Here is a 23,293-nt window from a genome sequence, read left to right on the forward strand (position 1 = left end):
AAATACAATGGCAGGCGTACGTTTAGAGCATATTTTCAAAAAATACCCGGGTTCAGATAAAGCAACAGTAATCGATATCAATCTTGATATTAAAGATAAGGAATTTCTAGTATTGGTTGGACCTTCCGGTTGCGGTAAATCCACAACTTTGCGTATGATCGCAGGTTTGGAAGAAATCTCCGAAGGTAAAATGTACATTGGCGATCGTGTAGTTAATGACGTTGCACCTAAAGACCGCGATATCGCGATGGTATTCCAATCCTACGCCCTGTATCCGCATATGAGCGTATACCAAAACATGGCTTTCGGTTTGAAACTTCGTAAAGTGAAGAAGGATGAAATCGACAAGAAGGTTCGCGAAGCTGCTAAAATTCTTGATATCGAGCATTTGCTTGAACGTAAACCAAAAGCGCTTTCCGGTGGTCAACGCCAACGTGTAGCTTTGGGACGCGCTATCGTACGTGATCCACAAGTCTTCTTGATGGATGAGCCTCTTTCCAACTTGGATGCTAAACTTCGTGGTCAAATGCGTGCTGAAATCACTAAACTGGTTAAACGCCTTGAAACTACTTGTATCTACGTAACGCATGACCAAACAGAAGCTATGACAATGGGTGATCGCATCGTAGTTATGTATGATGGTATCATTCAACAAGCAGCTTCCCCTGAAGAGTTGTACAATGAACCTACAAACTTGTTCGTAGCTGGATTTATCGGATCCCCTACAATGAACTTTATCAATGGTACTTTGTCTGAAGTGAGCGGTTCTATCCGTTTCCGTGCTGAGAACCTTGATGTTGAAGTACCAGGCGGAAAAGCTCAAATCATCCGTAACAAAGGTTACATCGGTAAAGAAGTAATCATGGGCGTTCGTCCAGAAGATATCCATGAAGAGCCAGTATTCTTGGAAGCTTCTCCGAACACAATCTTTACTTCATTGGTTGATGTTACTGAAAACCTTGGTCACGAAATGCTCCTTTACTTGAGCGGCCTTGGTAAATCTACTGTAATCGCTCGTGTAGATGGACGTTCCACTACTCGCGAAGGCAGCAAGCCAAAATTGGCTATCGACATGAACAAAATTCACTTCTTTGATAAAGAATCCGAAGCTAACATTTTGTTGGGATAAGATTGTAAAGATCTTTTCTCTCTTGATAAAGCCACCCGAAAGGGTGGCTTTATTGTTTAGATGGACCTTGTTTGGTTAGGCGCTAAGATTGCATTCATAAGCGTTATCAATTAAGATAGCAGGAGAATTACCTCCGGAATGTAATGAGATCGCTGCCAACCGGACGCAGTAAGCGGACAAATACCGCAGGTAACGAAAGGACGAACTTACATGGCTAAGAAAGTAAAAGTATCTGAATTGGTACAGCATTTTCAATTAGAGGTTATTTCCGGCCAGGAAGGTCTAAAGAGACCCATTACGGTCGATGACCTGAATCGCCCAGGACTAGAGATTGCTGGTTATTTTGAATATTATCCAGAAGAACGTGTTCAATTACTAGGCAAAACAGAACTCGCTTTTTTCTCCATGCTGCCTGAAACTGAGCGGAAAAGTCGACTTCGTGGAATTTGTAATGACAACACACCTTGTATTGTAATTACACGTGGTTTGGATGTACCTCAGGAGCTAATTGACATAAGTAATGAAAAGGCTCTTCCAGTGCTTCGCAGCGCTATGGCTACGACTATTTTCTCCAGTCGTTTGACGAGCTTCTTAGAAGGAAAACTAGCCCCTACGGCGACTATTCATGGCGTACTCTGTGATGTATATGGTGTAGGTATGCTAATTACGGGTAGTAGTGGGATTGGTAAAAGTGAAACAGCCCTTGAACTTGTAAAACGCGGACATCGATTGATTGCTGATGATGCAGTGGAAATCCGTCAGACTTCAGATAACCAGCTGCATGGTACAGCACCTGAGTTAATTCGTCATTTATTAGAGATTCGTGGAGTAGGTATCATTAATGTAATGACACTTTTTGGTGCGGGTGCTATTCGTAATCATAAACGGATTACACTTGTTGTTAGATTGGAAGCTTGGCAACAAGACAAGCAGTATGACCGACTTGGACTCGACGAGGAAACGACACGGATTATAGATACAGATGTTCCACTTGTAACGATTCCCGTACGTCCAGGGCGTAACCTCGCAGTTATTATAGAGGTTGCAGCAATGAATTATCGCCTGAAACAAATGGGCTTTAATGCAGCCCTGCAGTTCACGAATAAGTTAACTGCGACCATATCTGAAGATATGGATGATCTTGATTAGGAGTGTGAGAGAATGTTCCCATTAGCACTAAATCCTATTGTCTTCTCAATTGGATCACTGCAAGTACACTGGTACGGATTAATATTAGGTTTCGGTGCACTCGCGGGATTATTTCTTGCGATCCGCGAGGGCAAACGGTTTGGTATACCACAAGAATTTTTTATGGATATGCTGCTGCTGGGTGTGCCCTCGGCCATTATTGGGGCACGGATTTATTTTGTAGCGTTTAAATGGGAGGATTATAAGGACAATTTAATAGATGTCTTTAAGATCTGGAACGGTGGCATCGCTATTTACGGTGCGTTAATTGGAGCCATTATTTGTGGGATTATATATTTCCGCTATAAGGGCTACCCTTTCTGGCGTATCGTTGATATTTGTGCACCTGGACTACTCGCGGGTCAAATGATTGGCCGCTGGGGAAACTTTGTCAACCAAGAGGCATACGGAAGTGTGGTTGAAGAGTCATTTTTACGGGATAAACTGCATTTACCGGACTTTATTGTGAATCAAATGTACATAGGCGATGCTTTTCATCATCCGACCTTCCTGTATGAATCTCTTTGGAGCTTACTGGGCATTGCACTTCTCATGGTCCTCCGTCGTCAGAAATTTGTGCGTGCCGGTGAGATCTTCATGTCTTACTTTATATGGTATTCCATCGGTCGTTTCTTCATCGAAGCCATACGTACGGACAGCTTAGCGTTTAATGGAAGTGCAGGCTTGGCATCCTTTATGAATGGATTGTGGAAACCGATGGAATGGTTAGGTTTTGAACAAGGGTACTTGGACCCAAGCTATGGAAATATCCGTATTTCTCAGCTACTTGCTCTACTGATCATCGTCGCAGCTGTACTACTTATCATTATTCGTCGGGTAACCGGAGAGCCTAAAGCACATTATTCTGATCCTATCGTGTGCACTAAGCCGATTCATGCAGATAGTGTAGTGCCGGAAAGCGCAGCAAATACACCGCAGAAAGCTCGTCAGGGGGAACAACCTGGGCAAGGACAGCCAGCGGATGGAGATAAGAAGGAGCAGTAAAACTATGATAGAATGCGTTCTTTTTGATCTAGATGGAACGATTGTCGATACGAATGAGCTAATTATTAGTTCGTTTATGTACGCGCTGAAGGACAATGGTCTAGCTCCACTCACCAGGGAAGAGATTATTCCACATATGGGCACGACCCTTCAGCAACAGATGAGAGTCTTCTCTGGTCTTGAGGATGTAAGTGGTGCGCTTGAAAAATCCTACCGCTCTTATAATTATGAACATCACGATGAGTTAGTACGTCCCTTTCCTCAGGTGAATGAGACGATGGAGGAGCTTTTACGTCGTGGGATTAAAATGGGGATTGTAACCACTAAGATTCGACCTACAACGATTAAATCGCTCGAGATGTTTGATTTGCTAAAGTACATGGATACGATTGTGACGGTGAACGATGTTACTGAACCAAAGCCACATCCAGAACCTGTTCTGACTGCTGTCAATAACCTTGGCGTTGATCCTCGTAAAACTCTTATGGTGGGTGACAGTACAGTTGATATTCAGTCAGCAAAAGCTGCAGGCGTATATGCGGCTGGTGTATCGTGGTCATTAAAAGGCGAAGACACTCTCCGCAAGTATGATCCTGACTATATCCTCCATAACATGAGGGATATTATAGAAATTGTGGAACGAGGAACGAGTGAATCGTGAGAAACGTAACCCGATATCCTGTAGAAGGTCATAACTCACTTTGGTACATTTATCGTACGGTCAGCCCGTGGAAGGGTGTCCGCAACTTTATTTTTATTCAGATCGCCCGTTATTGCCCGATTCTACCGTTAAAGAACTGGATCTATCGACGGATACTTGGAATGAAGGTTGGTAAACACACGGCCTTTGGCCTTATGGCGATGGTGGATGTGTTTTTCCCGGAGAAAATAACGGTGGGTGAGAATTCTATAATTGGTTATAACACGACGATTCTGGCGCATGAGTATCTGATCAAGGAATATCGTCTGGGCGAAGTAGTGATCGGTGAAAATGTATTGATTGGCGCGAATACAACGATTCTTCCCGGCGTAACCATCGGAGATGGGGCAGTTGTAGCGGCTGGTTCGGTGGTACACAAGAACGTAGCGGCTGGCTCTTTTGTCGGAGGTAATCCACTGCGGGAGCTGCGCCCTTCCTCAACGGAAGAACAATCGGAACAAGTGTAAGTGATGCTTTCTTAACCCTGCAGTTACATATTGCGTTTTTTTAGCGCAGGTTCTGCAGGGTTTCTTGCGTCCTAGAGAAGATTATTAAGGAAACTTTAAGTTCTTCTTAAGTTTTTTAAACAGATGCATTCGATATAATTATCGTTAGTGATAAGGCGAATCCCACGCTAGCATTCAGCTTCTAATATCAGAATGTAAAATCAGCAGGTACAGTCTTCCTGGTATTTTCAGTTTCCACATTCCGCTTAGCGTCTCTATGAACAACCATCATAGTAGAGAAGAGGAATAGAACATGAACACTACGAGACAGGAAAGGCTGCCCCAGCTGGATATTTTCAGAGCATTAGCTATATTAGGTGTACTGCATGTGCATGCCTCATCTTTTGCTGCTGGAGAGCAGGCACTGCATTCTCCTTATTATTATTGGCTGAACTGGATTAACATTTTCTTTAAATTCGGCACGCCCTCATTTATTTTTCTAAGCAGCTTCGTATTGTTTTATAATTATTATGGTCGTCCTGTGACACGCAGCTTGATCATTAATTTCTATCGTCGTCGATTAAAGTATATCTTACTGCCTTATTTGCTAGCTTCTATGGGCTATTATGCACTAACTCTATATGTGAACGGACGATTGACGCAGAACCTTGGAGACAACTTGTTAAGCTTTTCTAGAGCGTTATTCTCGGGTTCCGCATATGCGCATTTGTATTTTGTCTTTATTTCCATTCAGTTTTATTTGCTTTTTCCAGTGCTGCTTAAGCTATTGCAGAGCTCCCGATTCTTAGTACGATGGGCGGTGCCGCTCGGGTTTGCTCTTCAGTGGGGGTTTATTTTCTGGAATAAATACGAACTGCATATTGTTGAAAAAGGGAGCTTAGCGATCTCCTACCTGGCTTACTATATGATGGGGGCTTATATCGCCATTCACTTTGAGAAGGTGAAGCTATGGCTGATAAAGCCATGGAGAGAGCTGCCTGCCAAGCAAAAAGGATGGACTGCCCTATTAGTGGGCTTGTGGTTAATTGCAGCCTTTATCCATGTGCAGCTATGGTATGTGGCCCGCCATTTTGGGGTGTGGACGGATTCGCTGTGGTACGAGCTGTTATGGAATGTCCATACGATGTTATCGGCATTGGTTCTGTTGTACGCTACATTTTTGCTTTATCGTAAGGCCCCTCGTGTGATCGTTGCTTTCTTGACTCGTTTAGGTGAGCTTTCATTTGCGATTTATTTGATTCATCCGCTATTGCTGGCGATATATCGCAGGTTCCGATATCAGATTCCCCTAGAGTCGCTAACTTATGTTTTCTTCATCTATGGGGGACTTGTATTTGCATTGGGAGGAAGCTGGTTCTTGGTGCAGTTTGCTTTTCGCCGAATTCCTAAGTCATGGATCTTTTTGGGGAGTGTTCCTCGGTCTCTAGAGTCTAGTTCGAAGGTGAAGTCAGGACATGCCTCGGATGAGATGAGGAAGGTTAATACTTGATTAGGCATCATTTTGATGCGGAGCTTAACAGGAGGAAAGATAATGAGACAAAAAGAAAGAATTCCGCAGCTGGATATATTTCGAGCGATTGCTATTTTCGCAGTGCTAGCTATTCATGCTACCTCGCGAACGTTGGCGGAGACACTAGGTACAAATATGTTTCATCCGTTCTTATTTATTAATAAATTTAGCCAGTTCGCTGTACCCTCATTCATTTTTTTGAGTGGGTTCGTGCTGTTCTATAACTATATTGATCGTCCTCTGGGCGGAAAGACGCTGGGGAAGTTTTATAGTAGAAGGTTGCTTTATATTATTGTGCCTTATGTACTATTCTCGCTGCTGTATTTCGCATTAAAAATGACGGCGGGTCATACATGGAGCTTACCTCCAGGGGAGATGGCTTCTAAGCTTTGGAAGTATTTATGGACAGGAACGGCATACACGCATTTGTATTACATTATTATCATTATTCAGTTCTACGTATTATTTCCGCTCATTCTGTGGTGTCTGCAAAAGGTTCGTCGTCTGGCGGCTTGGGCGCCACTAATCGGATTAATTCTACAATGGGGTTTTGTACTGCTGAATAAATACATGACTAATAACGGGTATTGGCAGTTGTCCAAAGGCAGTCTGGCAATCACTTATTTCTCGTATTTCTTGCTGGGTGCTGGGATTGCAGTATATTATCCTACTTTGAAAAAATGGCTGGTACCTTCACGTGAAGGCTGGCGTGCCGGTAAAGGTCCGGTATGGATTACATTGTGGTTGTTATGGATTGTAGCAGGGGTTGTTCATGTTGAGCTATGGTTTAACAACTATACGAAGAAAACAGTCATCAATAGTTTATGGTATGAGGGATTCTCTAACCTTCATGCGCTGCTCTCTTGTGTGGTGTTGCTACAAGCTTCCTTCTTACTGTACGGAGCGGGCCGTAGCTTGCTCACAAGACTGTTGTTATCTGCCGGAGTTTGCTCTTTCGGAATCTATTTACTGCATCCGTTACTGCTCTTCTTCTATAGAAAATTACCGTTTCACGGGGGTTCCCTTGCATATACCGCAGCGATTGCTGGGGGTTGGCTCTTTGCGTTGCTAGGTTCTTGGCTGGTAGTAGCTCTAGCCTTCCGATATACGAAATTAGCCTGGATCATCTTCGGATCGGGTCCACAGAAAGCGAAATCAGGATCCAAAAGTGCATAGTCTTTTGCAAGGAAATATATAAAAGCGTCGGTTTTCCCACATATGTGGGTAGCCGACGCTTTTTATTTTTGCCTTATTCTCCAGCTTGTTCCCGCTGAAATTCTGCAATGGCTTGATACTGGCTTTCGAGACTACGGTAGACAGAAATATAGATCGGCAGCAGCTGTTTGTAGATCTTGGTATGTTCATCAATTGGAGTATGCTTATGGGTTGAACCAATCATGTCAAACACGACATCAAAGGAATCGACTCGACCTGTTGCATAAAGGCCAAGTACAACCGCCCCGAGGCAGGAGCTCTCGATACTCTCCGGAATGACAACCTCCTGATCAAAGATATCAGCCATCATCTGCCGCCACACTGAGGAGCGGGCGAAGCCGCCTGTGGCAAGGATTCTGCTTGGGCGTCCGATTTGCTCTTCCATAGCAAGGAGAACCATATACATATTGAAGATTACGCCCTCTAGTACTGAACGAATCATATGTTCTTTATGGTGATTCATAGAAAGGCCAAAGAAGGAGCCGCGGGCATCCGGATTCCACAGCGGCGCCCGTTCCCCGGTCAAGTAGGGATGGAATAAAAGTCCGCCGCTCCCCGCAGGAACTTGCTCCGCGATGCGAGTTAGAACCTCGTAGGGGTCAATGCCGAGACGTTTGGCGGTTTCGACTTCAGAAGCGGCGAACTCATCCCTTACCCAACGGAACAGCATACCGCCATTGTTGACGGGTCCTCCAATTACCCAATGTTTTGGGGTTAGGTTATAACAGAAGGTCCGTCCTTTGGGATCGGTGAGCGGGTGATCCACTACGGTACGAATTGCTCCGCTAGTTCCAATTGTAGCGGCCACTACACCGGGCTCAATTGCGCCTACGCCGAGGTTGGACAGGACGCCATCACTGGCGCCAACAACAAATGGAGTTGTAGGGAGCAGCAAAAGCTCCTCTGCCAGACCAGGGAGCAGCCCTTGCATGATCTGCGTGGTGGGAACAAGCCGCGAGAGCTGATCTGTTGTAATGTGGGCAATCTCCAAAGCTTCTTTATCCCATTCTAGATTCTCCAGATTGAGCATGCCTGTGGAAGAGGCAATGGAATGATCGATGATGTATTCGCCAAACAGTCTTGCGAATATGTATTCTTTTATGGAAATGAATTTAAAGGTTTGCTGGAACACTTCTGGATGTTCTTCCCGAAGCCACATTAGCTTGGTGATCGGAGACATTGGGTGTATAGGTGTACCTGTGCGTAGATACAATTCATGGCCGTTTAGCTCATCCTTCAAACGAAGTGCGCATCCGGCACTGCGATTATCAGCCCATGTGATGCAGGCAGTTAGGGCCTTACCCAGTTTATCAACTGCAATGACACTGTGCATGGCTGAACTGAAGGAGACGAATAGGATTGCATCCGCAGATACACCGCTTTGCCGCATAACTTCAGAGATAGTATGGAAGACTGCACTCAGGATTTGTTCTGGGTCCTGCTCCGCTATTGAGGGTGAGGGCTGATGTAAGGGATATCCTACATTAGCTTGTGCAGCGATGGCTCCTTTTTCCTCGAAGAGAACTGCTTTGGTACTTGTAGTTCCAATATCAACGCCAATCATATAGGATTTAGTCACGCATTAGCCCTTCTTTCTAGTTGTAAGTAGATTTTTAGAACACTAATTACAGAATTATGAAGTACAATCATATTAGCTCATTATAGTATTGGATAAACGTGGAGGCAAAATAAAGGGATTCCCAAGTATTGGTTCGAAGTACATAAGTGTTTGATTCAGATTTTCTTTGTGAACAATTCAACCTAGGTAGACAAGCTTTAAGCATACAAGCATTAGAATTGAAGTCATAGCTTTACCCCGTTAGATTGACGAAAAAGCAGTGACCATGATACGATATTGAAAATACTTTAATTTGCTACCACTTTACCATAGTAAAGTAAACATAAACAGTATCTAATGATAACTGATGAGGTGAACAATGAAGATGTCCAAACCAAAGGGATTTGAGAAGCCGTCTGGCGTTCGGGACTATCTGCCCCGGGCCGTAACGAAACTACGTAAAATTGAGAATGATGTACTGCATTGCATGAGTCGCTGGGGTTATCAGCAAATGATGACTCCGACACTAGAATATTACGATACAGTTGGCGTAGCTAGCTCTACGTCCGACCAAAAGCTTTATAAATTGCTTAACAATCGTGGTCAGGCGCTAGTGCTTCGTTCTGAAATGACAGCTCCGGTTGCCCGTGTTGTGGCATCTTTATTGAAGGATGAGCCATTGCCATTGCGGTTGTCCTATCACGCTAATGTTTTCCGTGCCATTGAGGAAGAAGCAGGGCGTGAAGCGGAGTTTTTCCAGACAGGGGTCGAGCTGGTAGGTGACGATTCACCTGAGGCCGATGCTGAAGTAGTGGCGCTAGCGATTTCATCGTTGCAGGCTGCGGGTGTGAAGTCTTTTAAAATCGCGATGGGGCATGTAGGCTTTCTGAATGGTTTATTTCAAGAGGCGCTTCCACAATTACCTGAGGCTCAGGAGGAGCTGAAAAGTCATTTGCTGGGCCGTGACTATGTCTCTTTTCGGGAGACTTTACGCCGGCTGGATCTGACGGAAGCTCAGAAGAACGAACTGGATGGACTGTTGCGTCTGCGTGGAGGCAAGGAGATTTGTGGACAGGCGCTGGAGCTTAGCGATCATCCGCTTGCCCGTCATTCGATAGATCATTTGTGCAAGGTGTGGGAGGTGCTGGTCTCTTATGGCGTATCACAGCATGTGCTGATTGATCTGACGATGATCGGGGACTTCTCTTATTATACAGGGATGACTTTTGAAGGGTATGCAGCGGAATTAGGGTTTCCGGTATGTAGTGGGGGTAGATATGATAATCTCCTTCAGCAGTTTGGGCGTCCGATCCCTTCTACAGGCTTTTCCTTAAAAACGAATCGTATTCTCGATGGTGTGGCCGGATCAAACGAAGAGGAAGAGCTGCCTATCTTGATTCAATACGATGCTACTCGCAGAAAAGAAGGTCTGGAAGAGGCAACACGCTTGCGGTCGGAAGGTCACGCAGTAGTGACTAGACTGGCAGCAGGTCCAGAAGAGCTTGAAACGGTGAAGCGTCTAGATACGGACACGGTCGAAGCAGATGGTGTGCGGTACGGCGAAATCTATACCTTCGTATCTTTTGTAAGTGAGCATGGCTGAGATATCGCTAGTAAGAATGAGCGGTTAAGATAAATTTTGCATGGAGATGGAAAAGGAGGCAACTTAACGATGGCACAGATTTTGAAGGTCGCTATGCCAAAAGGTCGGATTTACGAAAAGGCTGCTGAGCTGTTCCGCCAGGCGGGTCTTCCGATTCCACCGGACGGTGAGGCATCCCGCAAGCTTGTTATTCCACTGCCTGAGGCAGGCATGGAGTTTATATTAGCGAAACCAGTAGATGTACCTACATATGTAGAATATGGTGTGGCGGACATTGGAATCGTGGGCAAGGACGTATTGCTGGAAGAAGATCGTGATGTATACGAGCTGCTTGATCTTGGCATCGCTCGATGCCGGATGTCGATCATCGGATTGCCGAACTGGCAGCCGGGAATTCAGCAGCGTGTAGCGACGAAATATCCGAATGTAGCATCGAAGTATTTCAGAGAACAGGGACAGCAGGTTGAGGTCGTGAAGCTGAATGGTTCAATCGAGCTTGCGCCGCTGATTGGTCTCGCCGATCGTATCGTGGATATGGTAGAGACCGGCCAAACGCTGCGGGATAACGGATTAATTGAAATGAAGAGCATATTCGAAATTACGAGCCGTCTTGTGGCGAATCGTGTGAGCTATCGGATGAAAAATGAAGAGATACAGCAGCTGTGTGATCGACTGCAGGCGGTTATAGGGGAACCAAATTTGCGGTAGGTGACCAGATGTTAAGGGGTAAAGGGAGGAACCAGCGATGAAGGTTGTATCGAGCAAGGATTTTAAGCTTGAGCGAGAAGTGGAGTATGGTACGCCAGAGCAAAATCAGGCGGTAAAGGAAATTGTGGCCGCGATTAAAAAAGAAGGAGACACGGCGCTTCTTCGCTACACGGAGCAATTTGATCGGGTCACGCTTACGCCGAATCAGCTGAGGGTAACGCCGGAAGAGCTTCAGGCGGCCTATGGTCGAGTAGAAGAATCTTTCGTATCCGCTATTCAAGCGGCTGCAGCCAATATCCGGGCTTTTCATGCTAGACAGAAACGGAATTCGTGGATGGATCTGCAGCCCGATGGCACGATTCTGGGACAGATTATTCGTCCGCTGAAGCGGGTAGGGGTATATGTTCCTGGTGGTAAGGCAGCTTATCCTTCCTCGGTGCTGATGAACGTGATCCCTGCACAGATCGCAGGCGTGCCGGAGATCGTTATGGTCACTCCGCCATCCACCGGCGGCAAAGAAGGGATTGATCCTTACATTCTGGTTGCTGCCGCAGAAGCAGGAGTGAATGAAATCTACCGTGTGGGCGGAGCGCAGGCGGTAGCTGCTTTGGCTTTTGGGACGGAGAGCATAGCGCCGGTAGATAAGATTTGTGGACCCGGCAACATATACGTCGCGCTGGCAAAACGCGAGGTATATGGCGCCGTGGACATCGACAGTATCGCGGGGCCAAGCGAAATTGTCGTGCTCGCAGATGAGACCGCTGAGCCGGCCTATGTCGCAGCGGATCTGCTCTCGCAGGCCGAGCATGACGAGATGGCCTCAGCGATTCTAGTCACGCCATCGCAAAGCTTGGCGGATAGCGTGGCAGCCGAAGTGGAGCGTCAGCTACAGGAGCTGCCGCGTCAGGCGATCGCCCGTTCATCCGTAGAAAATTACGGTGCGATCATTGTTGTGGAATCTATGGAGGAAGGAATCTCCGTAGTGAATCGTTTGGCACCAGAGCATCTAGAGATTGTTGTCGAGGATCCAATGGGCCTTGTGGGCAGCATCGAGAATGCTGGAGCGATCTTCCTGGGAGCGTATAGCTCGGAGCCTGTGGGCGACTATTTTGCCGGACCGAATCATATTATCCCGACTAACGGTACGGCACGCTTCTCGTCGCCAGTGGATGTGGATGATTTCATAAAGAAATCAAGTCTGATCTATTACAGTAAGGAAGCCCTCCTGCGGGATGGGAAGACCATTATAGAGCTGGCACGACGCGAAGGGTTAGAAGGCCACGCACGAGCGATTGAGATTCGACTCAAGAACGAAGGAAAAGGTGGAGACGGATATGGAGAACAATAATGAACAAGCCTTGCGCCAAGCAGGACTAAGCCGTAAAACAAACGAGACGGATATCAAGCTGGCACTTAACGTAGATGGAAGTGGAGTTTCGGAGCTGGAGACGGATGTTCCTTTTTTGAATCATATGCTGGATTTGTTTACAAAGCACGGCCAGTTTGACCTGTCTGTACAGGCCCGTGGAGATATTGAAATTGATGACCACCACACGGTTGAAGACATCGGGATCTGCCTAGGTCAAGCGCTGCACGAAGCACTTGGTGATAAAAAGGGAATCAAACGTTATGCGAGTGTTTTTGTACCGATGGATGAGGCATTAGCGCAGGTTGTGATCGATATCAGCAATCGCCCGCACTTTGAATATCGCGCAACGTATCCTTCACAGCAGGTGGGCAGCTTTTCGACGGAGCTTGTTCAGGAATTCTTATGGAAGTTCGCGCTGGAAGCTCGGATCACGCTGCATGTGATCGTACACTACGGTTCTAACACACATCACATGATTGAGGCTGTATTCAAGGCGCTCGGGCGGGCGCTCGATGAAGCGACACTGATTGATCCACGTGTGAAGGGTGTGCCTTCTACGAAGGGAGTGCTGTAGCATGACTGTTGCAATCGTCGATTATGGCATGGGCAACCTGCACAGTGTGAGCAAGGCGGTGGAACGTCTCGGTTATGAATGTGTAGTGACGGGTGAAGCCGAGCAAATTCTCGCTGCTGATAGTGTCATTCTGCCTGGTGTCGGTGCATTTGGCGATGCGATGGAGCAGCTGCGGGAAAGTGGTTTGGATCGTGTGGTCAAACAAGTAGCTGCGGGAACCCAGCCGCTGCTAGGGATCTGTCTTGGTATGCAGCTACTGTTTAGCAGCAGTGAAGAGCATGGTAGCCATGAGGGACTAGATATTCTCTCAGGCTCAGTAGTGCGATTCGCTCCTAGAGATGGCTATAAGGTGCCGCATATGGGGTGGAACAAGCTCAGCTTTAGACAGCCGGAGAATCCGCTTTTTGTTGGCCTTGAAGAGGGGCATGTGTATTTTGTCCACTCTTATCATGCGCTTGTAGCAAAAGAGAGTGATCTGCTAGCTGTCACCGATTATGGTTACCCAGTCACAGCTATTGTGGGGCAAAATAATGTGTTCGGCATGCAGTTCCACCCGGAGAAGAGCGGGGAGCTAGGAATCAAGCTGCTGGGTAATTTTTTGAAATATAAGGGAGAGCGGGCGTAAGCCGCGCTATAAATATAATGTAACGAAAGTGGGGAGCGCCAAATGTCTTCTTTTATTGTATATCCGGCGATTGATATCCGGGATGGAAAATGCGTCAGGCTGCAGCAAGGGGATTACAGTCAGGAAACGATATACAATGATAGTCCACTGAAGGTGGCAAAATCATGGGAAGAGCAAGGCGGAAAGTTCATTCATTTGGTCGATTTAGACGGCGCGAAAGCAGGTCATCCTGTGAATGATGCGATTATCGGCGCTATTGCTGCTAATGCTAATGTGCCTGTTCAGGTGGGCGGTGGCCTTCGTAATCTTACAGACGTGGAAAAATTGCTTGGGCTTGGCGTCAGCCGCGTTATTATAGGAACTGCAGCGATTAACGATCATGCTTTTACCGAAGCGGTATTGGCTAAATACGGTGATAAAGTAGCTATCGGCATTGATGCGCGTAACGGCTATGTTGCGACACATGGCTGGTTGAACACCTCTGAGGTACGTGCTGAGGACCTGGCTAAGGAACTGGCTGCAAAAGGAGCCGAGACGTTCATTTACACCGACATCTCCCGCGACGGGATGATGCAGGGTCCGAACGTGGACGGTATCCTGTCCATGGCACAGGCCAGTGGTAAAACGGTGATCGCCTCCGGCGGAGTCACCAGTCTTGATGATCTGTTACGTCTGAACGTACACAGCGGCAGCGGTGTGGGCGGAGCTATTGTTGGCAAGGCGTTGTACACGGGCAATATTAATCTTTCTGAAGCTTTGCAGGCGCTCGGGCAAAAATAGTGTTGGATGTGTGCCGTTAGTTGACGAACCTCACTAATTATCTCATTTTCGCTCTGCGAAAAGTCTTATTTAGGGGTGCTGATTGCATTTTGTGCAATAGAAAGCTGCTTAAAGAGGCTGAATGCTTATTTGATTGCACTTTGTACAATCAAAACAGTTCAAAGCTCTTATTTTGGTGGATTCCTAGGCAATCTATTGCACGAAATGCAATAGACAGCACAATTAGATTGTTTGAGGTTGATTCTATTGCACAGAGTGCAATAGAACCTTGAACTAGGTTAATAATTCACTAAACTATTGAGCGACTAAGGTGGTTTCAGCTAAAGCCTGATGTGGAATCTGCTGCAATAAGTTAATTAGGCGGCGGGTTTGACATTATTCCTCTGATAGATGATATAAGTGTACTTCATACAACTATTATTCCAATTAAGAGCGTGTTTGCTAATTTAATTGTATTTCGTGCAGCTATAAATGAGAGTTGAGCTTATATTTAAGTTCATTCCCAGATTTAATTGTACGAAATGCAGTTAAATGCCTAGTTTGCTGGACGGACGATGAAATAACTGCACATTGTGCAATTAAATGAGCCGATTATTTCATGAGCGCGAGCCCACAGGCCGCCTATATGAATATGGTCTTGCAGGTGTCGCGAGTCCGTCGTCCTGCTAGGAGCAAGAATCTTGGGAACATAGTGAATATAGAGTGAGTGGAGCGGGATTTAGGCGGATCGAATTGTTTTAAGGAAACACATGAAAGGAGGGATTCTAATGTTAGCAAAACGTATCATCCCCTGTCTTGACGTTAAGGATGGACGGGTAGTCAAAGGCGTTAACTTTGTGAATCTGCGTGATGCCGGAGATCCGGTAGAGCTAGCTGCGCTGTATGACCGTGAGGGTGCAGATGAGCTTGTGTTTCTCGATATATCCGCTTCCGTAGAAGGTCGGGCGACCATGATTGAAGTTGTGCGGCAGACCGCAGGTGAAATCGCCATTCCTTTCACAGTGGGTGGAGGGATCTCTACACCTGACGATATGAAGCGGATTCTTCGCGCAGGTGCAGACAAAATCGGCATTAATACGGCAGCTATCACTAATCCACAGTTAATTCTGGAAGGTGCGCGTCGGTTTGGCTCCCAATGTATTGTAGTAGCGATAGATGCTAAATATAATGAGGCTTTTGGAGAATGGGAAGTGTACACCCATGGTGGGCGCAAGCCCACTGGCATCCGTGCTCTGACCTGGGCCAAGGAAGCTGAGAAGCTGGGTGCAGGCGAGATTCTGCTCACAAGTATGGATGCAGATGGCACAAAAGACGGCTTCGATTTGAAGCTGACCTCAGCAGTAAGCGACTTGCTTAGTATTCCTGTGATTGCTTCTGGCGGCGCTGGGAAGAAGGAGCATTTTTACGATGTATTTACGGAAGGGAAAGCCGATGCGGGACTAGCGGCGACCATTTTTCACTATAAAGAGATTGCTATTAATGACTTAAAGGCAGACTTGAAGCAAAAAGGGGTAGAGATCCGATGAGCGAAACAGTAAAGAATACATCCATTAGCCAAAAAGAAGCGCTGGCCGGCATTCGCTGGAATGAAGCGGGGTTGGTGCCTACCGTTGTGCAGGATGCTAACAGTTTAGAAGTGTTGATGGTTGCTTATATGAATTCAGAATCCTTGCAGCTCTCGCTGGAAAGTGGCCAGACCTGGTTCTGGAGCCGCTCACGCAGCGAGCTTTGGCACAAAGGTGGAACCTCAGGCAACACACAAGCGATTACCTCCATATCCTATGATTGTGATAGCGACACACTGCTCGTGAAGGTTGTCCCTGAAGGACCGGCTTGCCATACTGGAGCAACATCGTGCTTTTACCGTGACATCCCTTTGAATAACCAAACCACGGAAGCTCAGAAATTGGTGACTACTAGCCTTACGGATGGTGAGCGTTTTGCTGTTCTTGGTGAGCTGGAGCGCGTGATTGCTGAGCGGGAAGTAGAGCGTCCGGAAGGTGCGTATACAACTTATTTGTTCGATAAAGGTGTCGATAAGATCCTTAAGAAGGTAGGCGAAGAAGCCTCTGAAACGATTATTGCCGCCAAAAATAAAGACAATGCCGAGCTGCGTCTTGAAGTTAGTGATCTGATCTACCACTTACTAGTACTGCTACAGGAGCGCAAGCTTCCGCTGGATGAGATCATGGAAGAGTTGAGTACCCGCCACGAGCGCCCACGCCGGGACCAGTACTAGGGAGGAAATTGACGGATGCATATCGATTACCACACGCATCATGAGCGCTGCGGTCATGCCGTGGGCAAGCTTGAGGATTATGTGCAGCGCGGAATACAGCTTGGTCTTCAGCAGCTAGGGTTATCCGACCACTTGCCGCTCATCCATGTCGATCCCACTAGCTATTACCCTGAAATGGCCATGCCAATGGCTGAACTGCCTCGTTATGTGGAGGAATGCCTGACGCTGAAGGAACGCTATCGCGGAGTCATAGACCTGCGGGTAGGGCTGGAAGCAGATTATATTGAAGGCTACGAGGATCAAATTCGTGAGATTTTATCTCCTTACCCATGGGATTATCTGATAGGCTCTGTGCATTTTCTTGGGGAGTGGGATATCACGGATCATCGACAGGTTCATGGCTGGGAAGGCAAGGATGAACTAGAGGTCTATCGCCTTTATTATGATGCTGTAAAGAAGTCGGCGTTATCGGGATTATATGATATTATAGGACATATGGATGTTATTAAACGGTTCGGCTATGGTCCTCAGACACCAGAAGGTAAAGCAGAGGTGAGAACGCTGGAGCTGGAAACCTTAAAGGTTATAGCGGATAGCGGAATCGCCATGGAGCTGAATGCTTCAGGACTTTCCAAGCCGTGTGCTGAGATGTTCCCGGCGGAACATCTGCTACAAGAGGCTTTTAAGCTCGGTATACCGCTTACGCTCGGCTCGGATGCACATGATCCTGCCAAGCTTGGTGACGGCTTACAAGAGGCACGTAGCATGCTCTGGCACACAGGCTTTCGTGAGCTGGCTGTATTTGAGGGACGCCGCCGTACCACTGTTCCGTTCAAACTATAATTTATAATCCGCAGGAGGGTATTATGCATCATCAACAATTACGTATTTTTTCCGGTTCGTCGAATCCAAAGCTGGCGGCAGATATTGCAGAGCGACTTGGTGTTGAATTGGGGCAGATTAAGCTGACCCGTTTCATGAGCGGCGAGATTTACGTGCATTACGAAGAGAGCATCCGGAACTGCGACGTATTTTTGGTGCAATCCCTATCCCATCCCATTAATGAGATGTTCGTGGAACTGCTCGTGATGATAGATGCTGCCAAACGGGCATCGGCACGTACAGTTAACATTATTGTGCCGTATTATGGATACGCTCGTCAGGAACGTAAGTCTGCACCTCGTGAACCGATCTCGGCTAAGATGGTAGCTGATGTACTTACGACCGCGGGCGCAACCCGTGTAATCACTATTGATTTGCATGCAGCGGCAATTCAAGGCTTTTTCAATATTCCGGTCGATCATCTGACTGCTCTTGATTTGATCAGCAGTCATTTGAAGGCTAAGGCTATGTCTGATTTGGTCATTGTCTCCCCTGATGCAGGACGCGCGTCTATGGCTGAGAAGCTGGCGAATAAGCTGGATTCACCTTTTGCCATTATGATCAAGAAGCGCCCGGCCCATAATGAATCGGTAATCACTCATGTCATTGGCGATGTTGAGGGACGTACACCGATCATCATTGAGGATCTGATTGATACGGGAACGACTATTGTGAATGTGGTGGAAGGCTTGAAGGAACGTGGGGCAAAGGACAGTATTGTCTGTGCAACACACGGATTATTCTCAGGACCTGCGCTGCAGAAGCTGGATCATCCCTCTATTCAGGAAGTAGTGATTACGGATTCCATAGCACTTCCGGATGATCATTCCAGTCGGTTTACGGTCTTATCGGTGGCACCGATGCTTGCACAAGCTACACGTATTATTCTTGAGGGCGGTTCGATCGATAAGCTTTTCAGAGACGCGGGAATTTAATTCCCCGTCTTTTTTATTTTTACGTAAAAAAGTTGCTGTTTATGGAGTGGTAGAGTCTTTCTCAACTTGAGAATCTCGCGGTCACATGTGGTATACTGTGTGAAGATAGCCGCACCCATAAAGGGAACGGAATAGCGATTAAGTTTGGAGCTCCGGTATACCCCATTGGGCGCCGTCCTCCTATTTTTTCGTTAGTATAAAGGAAGCTTCTTATAAGGGGGTGCCTTGCTTCCATGATGGAGAGAACTTCAGAGTATGAGGAGAATGGTAATGTTATTCCTGTCACTCTGAATGCCAATTTTTTCTTTGAAAGAGCCGTTCGGTCCTTGGATCGCTTTCAATATGATAAGGCATTAAAGAATTTTCGCAAAGCTGTAGAGTACGAACCGGAGAACCCGGTAAATCATTGCAACGTAGCAGGCGTATTATCAGAGATGGGTAATTATGAGGCGTCTAACGACATTTTGACCCATGTGCTGGAGAATATTGATCCTGGAATGACGGAATGTTATTTTTATATGGCTAACAACTTCGCCAATATGGAAAGCTATGAGGAGGCAGAGCGCTCACTCGTTACTTATCTCGAAGAAGATGTGAACGGTGAGTTTCTGGCCGAATCGGAAGAATTAATGGAACTTCTGCAATATGAGCTGGATCGTCCTGCTCCACTTATCCGGATTAGAAGCCGGGAAGGGGTAATAGAGCATGAGCGGGCCCGAGCGCTGTTGGAGGAAGGCAAGTTTACACAAGCCGTATCTTTGCTTGAAGAGATTGTGAGCAATACGCCAGACTTCTTGGCGGCGCATAACAACCTAGCCCTTGCGTATTTCTATATGGGTCGTTTTACCAAAGCTAAAGAATGTATTATGAGGGTGCTTGAACAGGACTCTGGGAATTTGCACGCACTTTGTAACTTGGCGATCTTTCTGCAGTACGAAGGTGACCGGGGACAACTGGCTGGATTGTTACGTCTGTTAGAGACGACCATTCCTTTTCACCAGGAGCATTTGTTCAAAATGGCCACTACGATGGGGATTCTGGGACGGCATAGAACCGCCTATGGTCATTTTCGGCGCCTGCTGAAGGATGAAGAAGTCGGCGGTGACGCCAGTTTGTACCATTACTGTGCGGCGGCAGCAAGTAATAGCGGTCTGTACGCAGAGGCTCAGCGTTGCTGGCAAAAGGCTGCCAAGCTGGATCCGGAATCAGCTGTGCCGAGATTTTTTCTGGCCCAGCTGCAGCAAACGCAGGGGGAAGGCAAGGCGTTGTCTTCAATCAGCTACAACTATCAGCTCCCCTTTCAAGAGCAGCTGAAGCTGTGGAAAGACAACAAAGGCAGCTTTGCCGAAGAGGTACGGAACAATCCGCTGCTTCGATCTTCCTTCTTCTGGGCACTCCGCTACGGTGATGCCAATACGAAGCTTCAGGTTACGGAAGCTCTGCGGTGGATCGAAGATGAAGAAATGTCCGAGATTCTACAAGGACTTCTGAAGCAACAGCCATTGCAGGAAGAAAAGCTGCAAGAAGCTGCGCTTCTCAGTCTGCAACGACTGATTGGTAGTGTTCCGGAGGAAAATGTACTTCAGGAAGCCAAAGAAACTTCTACTTCGCGTCTGAAGGGATTGCCAGAATGGAGAGAAGATTGGCAAAAAGTCATTGACCAGACTGTAAGTATGATGGACCGGAGATTTGATGCTGTCCAGAAAAAAGATGCTGAATTACTCTGGAAGCAATTCGTGGGTAGCATATATCCAGATGTTCCTTTTATCCGTCAAACGGAAGGCTGGTGTGCTGCTTTAGAATATCTGATCGCAAAAATGCATAACCTTCCAGTCACCTACCGCGAGGTAGCTCAGCGCTACGACGTTTCCGTGTCGATGGTCAGCCGTTATGCTCGGCGTATCGATGATGAATGTAGTTTTCAGGGAAGTGTGAGCGAAAGTCTTCCCCCGTTTACCGAAAATATCTAAATTCTTGATGCAGTATTTCGTAGAAACGGAGTCTTCTTTCTAAAGAGGGCCCGTTTTCTTCAAAATATAAGAAGTATAAGTTTGTGAGGAGGCCACTGTTATGTACAAAACGATTGTAATCGGAACAGGCCCGGCCGGGCTTACTGCTGCTATTTATTTGGCACGTGCCAACCTTAACCCACTTGTAATTGAAGGGATGCAGCCAGGTGGACAACTGACAACGACAACGGAAGTGGAGAACTTTCCAGGTTTTCCTGAAGGGATTCTCGGCCCGGATTTAATGGACAACATGCGGAAGCAGGCTGAACGTTTTGGTGCTGAATTCAAGAATGGCTGGGTGGACTCAGTGGATTTTTCACAGCGTCCATTTAAAGTGACAGTAGATGGTTTGGGTGTATTAGAGGCTGAGTCGGTGATTATCTCTACCGGTGCTTCTGCCAGATATTTAGGAATACCAGGGGAGCAGGAGAATGTGGGCCGTGGGGTCAGCACTTGTGCTACTTGTGATGGCTTCTTTTTCCGGAACAAAAAGATTATCGTGGCCGGTGGAGGAGACTCCGCGATGGAGGAAGCCAGCTTCTTAACAAGGTTTGCTTCCAGCGTAACCGTGGTTCATCGTCGTGATGAGCTCAGAGCTTCGAAGATCATGCAGGATCGCGCACGCGATAACAGCAAGGTAGTGTGGGCACTTAATCGTACACCGCTTGAAGTAACAACCGGGGAGTCTGGAGTTAAAGGGCTAACGGTTCGCAACAATGAGACGGGGCTTGAAGAGCTCATCGAAGCGGACGGAGTGTTTGTCGCTATCGGACATACTCCGAATACCGGATTCTTGGGCGGTCAGATTACGACGGATACCAATGGTTATATTGTGGTAAATCCAGGTACTACTGAAACGAACATTCCGGGTGTATTCGCTTGTGGCGACGTACAGGATACCCGTTATCGTCAAGCGATCTCCGCAGCTGGCACCGGCTGTATGGCAGCAATGGATGCCGAGAAATATCTTGAGGGCACAATGGTGCATGACTGGAGCGAAAACCTGGGTAGTTAATATAGCTAAATTTAATTGGAAAGAATTCAAGCAGGTGATCCTTATTTTTAAAGGGTTGCCTGCTTTTTTGTGACAGGATCTTGATGAAGTTAAAATAACTGTAACAATGTCTTACGAAAAGGACTTGCGATTTTATAAAATACGTTTACAATAAGAGTTAATGTTAACGTGAACAATGTTGGGGATATCAATAAGAAACGCAATTATTTTAAGTTAAAATAATAAATAATCAAAAATACCATAACCAGAAAATGTTCATGTTAAACTAAGCGTAACTCCCATTATGATTATAAAGGAGAGCAGCAAACCTCATGAGCAAAAAATTTATGGATGAGAACTTCTTATTGTCCAGTGAGACCGCGATTCAGCTGTTTCATAACTATGCGAAAGACATGCCGATTATCGACTATCATTGCCACCTCAGTCCTCAAGAGATCTATGAGAACAAGACGTTCAACAATATTACTGAAGCTTGGCTGTATGGTGACCATTACAAATGGAGAGTGATGCGGGCAAATGGTGTAGAGGAGAAGTTCATTACTGGTGATGCTAGTGATTATGAAAAGTTCTTGGCATGGTCTAGAACCGTTCCTAAGGTTATCGGGAATCCGCTCTATCATTGGACACATCTGGAGTTGCAGCGTTTCTTTGGAGTATATGATTTGCTAAATGAGGCGAATGCGCCGAAGATTTGGGATGAAGTGAACAGACAGTTGCTAGGTGAAGGGTACGGAGCAAGAGACTTGATCATTAAATCGAAAGTAACTGTTGTATGCACCACCGATGACCCTGTAGATACTCTGGAATATCATGAAAAAATCAGCAGCTTGAGTGGATTCGATGCCAGCGTAGTCCCGGGGTTTCGTCCAGATAAAGCCCTTGAAATTAATCGTCCTACCTTCAAGCCTTGGGTATCTCAGCTAAGCAAAGTCTCAGGAATGGACGTTGAGAATTATGGTCAGTTTCTAGAAGCATTGGAGAGCAGAGTGAGATTCTTCCATGCCAGAGCGGGCCGTGTATCCGACCATGCTTTGGATGCAGTCATGTTTGAGCCAGCTACCTTGGAGGAAGCTACGGCAATATTCACTAAAGCGCTTCGTGAAGGTACTGTAAGCGAGAGTGAAGAGAAAAAATATAAAGGGTTCACACTTGTGTTTCTTAGTAAATTGTACAATGAGCTGGATTGGGCGATGCAATTCCATATCCATGCGCTGCGTAATAATAACAGCGTAATGTTCGGGCGCCTCGGTCCTGACACGGGTTATGATTCCATCAATGACGGCGTGATTGCTAAACCGCTGGCAGGTCTGCTAGATGCGCTGGATCGTGAGAATGCGCTGCCTAAGACGATTTTGTACTCACTGAATCCAAATGATAATCATGTCATTGCTGGTTTAATGGGCTGCTTTCAAGGCGGCGGAATTCCAGGGAAGATTCAATTCGGAACGGCATGGTGGTTCAATGACAATAAGGATGGCATGCTGGAACAGATGAAGACGCTCGCTAATCTCGGTGTACTTAGCCAATTTGTCGGGATGCTAACAGACTCCAGAAGCTTTTTATCGTATACCAGACATGAGTATTTTAGAAGAATCCTATGTGATCTTGTTGGCTCTTGGGTAGAGACTGGAGAAGCCCCGGATGATATGGAGCTACTGGGCAGTATGATTGAGAATATCTGTTACAATAACGCTGATCATTATTTCAATTTCTCGAAACAGGCATTGGTGACTAGGTAATCGTTATGATATCCTTACATGGAAGAGCCAAACCCGTTTGATA

The 23,293-nt window shown here is 46.5% G+C and carries 21 protein-coding genes; 20 read left to right on the forward strand and 1 reads right to left on the reverse strand.

From position 1 onward, the window contains the following. Positions 1–7: 7 nt before the first annotated feature. From QNH28_RS00735 to QNH28_RS00765, 7 genes are all read left to right on the forward strand, one after another. On the forward strand, positions 8–1,129 hold the full coding sequence (locus QNH28_RS00735; protein ID WP_283909751.1) for an ABC transporter ATP-binding protein: 1,122 nt from the start codon (positions 8–10) through the stop codon (positions 1,127–1,129). A gap of 210 nt (positions 1,130–1,339) precedes the next feature. Next, on the forward strand, positions 1,340–2,278 hold the full coding sequence (gene hprK, locus QNH28_RS00740) for an HPr(Ser) kinase/phosphatase (RefSeq protein ID WP_283909752.1): 939 nt from the start codon (positions 1,340–1,342) through the stop codon (positions 2,276–2,278). A gap of 12 nt (positions 2,279–2,290) precedes the next feature. Beyond that, positions 2,291–3,322 carry a prolipoprotein diacylglyceryl transferase gene (gene lgt / locus QNH28_RS00745; protein ID WP_283909753.1) on the forward strand — a complete coding sequence of 344 codons (1,032 nt, stop codon included), beginning with the start codon at positions 2,291–2,293 and terminating at the stop codon, positions 3,320–3,322. A gap of 4 nt (positions 3,323–3,326) precedes the next feature. Further along, on the forward strand, positions 3,327–3,983 hold the full coding sequence (ppaX, locus tag QNH28_RS00750) for a pyrophosphatase PpaX (protein WP_283909754.1): 657 nt from the start codon (positions 3,327–3,329) through the stop codon (positions 3,981–3,983). Next, the gene (locus tag QNH28_RS00755) at positions 3,980–4,489 is read left to right on the forward strand and encodes an acyltransferase (protein ID WP_283909755.1); all 510 of its coding nucleotides are present in this window, start codon (positions 3,980–3,982) and stop codon (positions 4,487–4,489) included. The genes ppaX and QNH28_RS00755 overlap by 4 nt, the downstream gene beginning before the upstream one ends. A gap of 292 nt (positions 4,490–4,781) precedes the next feature. After that, the gene (locus QNH28_RS00760) at positions 4,782–5,978 is read left to right on the forward strand and encodes an acyltransferase (RefSeq protein ID WP_283909756.1); all 1,197 of its coding nucleotides are present in this window, start codon (positions 4,782–4,784) and stop codon (positions 5,976–5,978) included. A 42-nt stretch (positions 5,979–6,020) separates the two neighbouring features. Then, positions 6,021–7,175 (forward strand): acyltransferase, encoded by a 1,155-nt coding sequence (locus tag QNH28_RS00765; protein WP_283909757.1) that lies wholly within the window; start codon positions 6,021–6,023, stop codon positions 7,173–7,175. Positions 7,176–7,248: 73 nt separating this feature from the next. Here the strand turns inward: QNH28_RS00765 and gntK are convergent, their stop codons facing one another. Continuing rightward, positions 7,249–8,778 (reverse strand): gluconokinase, encoded by a 1,530-nt coding sequence (gntK, locus tag QNH28_RS00770; protein WP_283912001.1) that lies wholly within the window; start codon positions 8,776–8,778, stop codon positions 7,249–7,251. A 379-nt stretch (positions 8,779–9,157) separates the two neighbouring features. Here gntK and QNH28_RS00775 point away from each other — a divergent pair, with 379 nt between their 5' ends. The 13 genes from QNH28_RS00775 (at position 9,158) to uxaC (ending at position 23,250) form a co-directional block, all read left to right on the forward strand. Beyond that, on the forward strand, positions 9,158–10,375 hold the full coding sequence (locus tag QNH28_RS00775) for an ATP phosphoribosyltransferase regulatory subunit (RefSeq protein WP_283909758.1): 1,218 nt from the start codon (positions 9,158–9,160) through the stop codon (positions 10,373–10,375). A 69-nt stretch (positions 10,376–10,444) separates the two neighbouring features. Then, the gene (gene hisG, locus QNH28_RS00780; protein ID WP_042123270.1) at positions 10,445–11,083 is read left to right on the forward strand and encodes an ATP phosphoribosyltransferase; all 639 of its coding nucleotides are present in this window, start codon (positions 10,445–10,447) and stop codon (positions 11,081–11,083) included. 37 nt (positions 11,084–11,120) lie between these two features. After that, on the forward strand, positions 11,121–12,431 hold the full coding sequence (gene hisD / locus QNH28_RS00785) for a histidinol dehydrogenase (RefSeq protein WP_060626427.1): 1,311 nt from the start codon (positions 11,121–11,123) through the stop codon (positions 12,429–12,431). Further along, entirely contained in the window at positions 12,418–13,026 is a 609-nt protein-coding gene (gene hisB / locus QNH28_RS00790) for an imidazoleglycerol-phosphate dehydratase HisB (protein ID WP_283909759.1), read from the forward strand. The genes hisD and hisB overlap by 14 nt, the downstream gene beginning before the upstream one ends. Position 13,027: 1 nt before the next feature. Beyond that, positions 13,028–13,651: an imidazole glycerol phosphate synthase subunit HisH gene (hisH, locus tag QNH28_RS00795; RefSeq protein WP_283909760.1), complete on the forward strand. Its 624-nt coding sequence runs from the start codon at positions 13,028–13,030 to the stop codon at positions 13,649–13,651. 42 nt (positions 13,652–13,693) lie between these two features. Further along, positions 13,694–14,431: a 1-(5-phosphoribosyl)-5-[(5-phosphoribosylamino)methylideneamino]imidazole-4-carboxamide isomerase gene (hisA, locus tag QNH28_RS00800; protein ID WP_283909761.1), complete on the forward strand. Its 738-nt coding sequence runs from the start codon at positions 13,694–13,696 to the stop codon at positions 14,429–14,431. Positions 14,432–15,198: 767 nt separating this feature from the next. Beyond that, the gene (gene hisF / locus QNH28_RS00805) at positions 15,199–15,957 is read left to right on the forward strand and encodes an imidazole glycerol phosphate synthase subunit HisF (protein ID WP_042123282.1); all 759 of its coding nucleotides are present in this window, start codon (positions 15,199–15,201) and stop codon (positions 15,955–15,957) included. Next, positions 15,954–16,670 carry a bifunctional phosphoribosyl-AMP cyclohydrolase/phosphoribosyl-ATP diphosphatase HisIE gene (hisIE, locus tag QNH28_RS00810; protein ID WP_283909762.1) on the forward strand — a complete coding sequence of 239 codons (717 nt, stop codon included), beginning with the start codon at positions 15,954–15,956 and terminating at the stop codon, positions 16,668–16,670. The genes hisF and hisIE overlap by 4 nt, the downstream gene beginning before the upstream one ends. 15 nt (positions 16,671–16,685) lie before the next feature. Then, positions 16,686–17,513, forward strand: coding sequence for a histidinol-phosphatase HisJ (gene hisJ / locus QNH28_RS00815; RefSeq protein ID WP_283909763.1), 828 nt, complete (start codon positions 16,686–16,688; stop codon positions 17,511–17,513). Positions 17,514–17,536: 23 nt separating this feature from the next. Further along, complete coding sequence (locus QNH28_RS00820; protein WP_283909764.1) at positions 17,537–18,487, forward strand: ribose-phosphate diphosphokinase; 951 nt, start codon at positions 17,537–17,539, stop codon at positions 18,485–18,487. A 233-nt stretch (positions 18,488–18,720) separates the two neighbouring features. Beyond that, entirely contained in the window at positions 18,721–20,457 is a 1,737-nt protein-coding gene (locus tag QNH28_RS00825) for a tetratricopeptide repeat protein (RefSeq protein WP_283909765.1), read from the forward strand. Positions 20,458–20,557: 100 nt separating this feature from the next. After that, positions 20,558–21,511, forward strand: coding sequence for a thioredoxin-disulfide reductase (gene trxB / locus QNH28_RS00830; protein ID WP_283909766.1), 954 nt, complete (start codon positions 20,558–20,560; stop codon positions 21,509–21,511). Between the two features lie 311 nt (positions 21,512–21,822). Further along, positions 21,823–23,250, forward strand: a complete 1,428-nt coding sequence (gene uxaC / locus QNH28_RS00835) for a glucuronate isomerase (RefSeq protein WP_283909767.1) — start codon at positions 21,823–21,825, stop codon at positions 23,248–23,250. Positions 23,251–23,293 lie beyond the last annotated feature (43 nt).

Origin of the sequence: Paenibacillus sp. G2S3 (assembly GCF_030123105.1) — a bacterium.
GTDB lineage: Bacteria > Bacillota > Bacilli > Paenibacillales > Paenibacillaceae > Paenibacillus_AQ.

Coding starts and splice junctions, on each gene's coding strand:
- QNH28_RS00735 (WP_283909751.1), top strand. CDS start 8: ATGGCAGGCGTACGTTTAGAGCATATTTTCAAAAAATACCCGGGTTCA.
- hprK (WP_283909752.1), top strand. CDS start 1,340: ATGGCTAAGAAAGTAAAAGTATCTGAATTGGTACAGCATTTTCAATTA.
- lgt (WP_283909753.1), top strand. CDS start 2,291: ATGTTCCCATTAGCACTAAATCCTATTGTCTTCTCAATTGGATCACTG.
- ppaX (WP_283909754.1), top strand. CDS start 3,327: ATGATAGAATGCGTTCTTTTTGATCTAGATGGAACGATTGTCGATACG.
- QNH28_RS00760 (WP_283909756.1), top strand. CDS start 4,782: ATGAACACTACGAGACAGGAAAGGCTGCCCCAGCTGGATATTTTCAGA.
- QNH28_RS00765 (WP_283909757.1), top strand. CDS start 6,021: ATGAGACAAAAAGAAAGAATTCCGCAGCTGGATATATTTCGAGCGATT.
- gntK (WP_283912001.1), bottom strand. CDS start 8,778: ATGATTGGCGTTGATATTGGAACTACAAGTACCAAAGCAGTTCTCTTC.
- QNH28_RS00775 (WP_283909758.1), top strand. CDS start 9,158: ATGTCCAAACCAAAGGGATTTGAGAAGCCGTCTGGCGTTCGGGACTAT.
- hisG (WP_042123270.1), top strand. CDS start 10,445: ATGGCACAGATTTTGAAGGTCGCTATGCCAAAAGGTCGGATTTACGAA.
- hisD (WP_060626427.1), top strand. CDS start 11,121: ATGAAGGTTGTATCGAGCAAGGATTTTAAGCTTGAGCGAGAAGTGGAG.
- hisB (WP_283909759.1), top strand. CDS start 12,418: ATGGAGAACAATAATGAACAAGCCTTGCGCCAAGCAGGACTAAGCCGT.
- hisH (WP_283909760.1), top strand. CDS start 13,028: ATGACTGTTGCAATCGTCGATTATGGCATGGGCAACCTGCACAGTGTG.
- hisA (WP_283909761.1), top strand. CDS start 13,694: ATGTCTTCTTTTATTGTATATCCGGCGATTGATATCCGGGATGGAAAA.
- hisF (WP_042123282.1), top strand. CDS start 15,199: ATGTTAGCAAAACGTATCATCCCCTGTCTTGACGTTAAGGATGGACGG.
- hisIE (WP_283909762.1), top strand. CDS start 15,954: ATGAGCGAAACAGTAAAGAATACATCCATTAGCCAAAAAGAAGCGCTG.
- hisJ (WP_283909763.1), top strand. CDS start 16,686: ATGCATATCGATTACCACACGCATCATGAGCGCTGCGGTCATGCCGTG.
- QNH28_RS00820 (WP_283909764.1), top strand. CDS start 17,537: ATGCATCATCAACAATTACGTATTTTTTCCGGTTCGTCGAATCCAAAG.
- QNH28_RS00825 (WP_283909765.1), top strand. CDS start 18,721: ATGATGGAGAGAACTTCAGAGTATGAGGAGAATGGTAATGTTATTCCT.
- trxB (WP_283909766.1), top strand. CDS start 20,558: ATGTACAAAACGATTGTAATCGGAACAGGCCCGGCCGGGCTTACTGCT.
- uxaC (WP_283909767.1), top strand. CDS start 21,823: ATGAGCAAAAAATTTATGGATGAGAACTTCTTATTGTCCAGTGAGACC.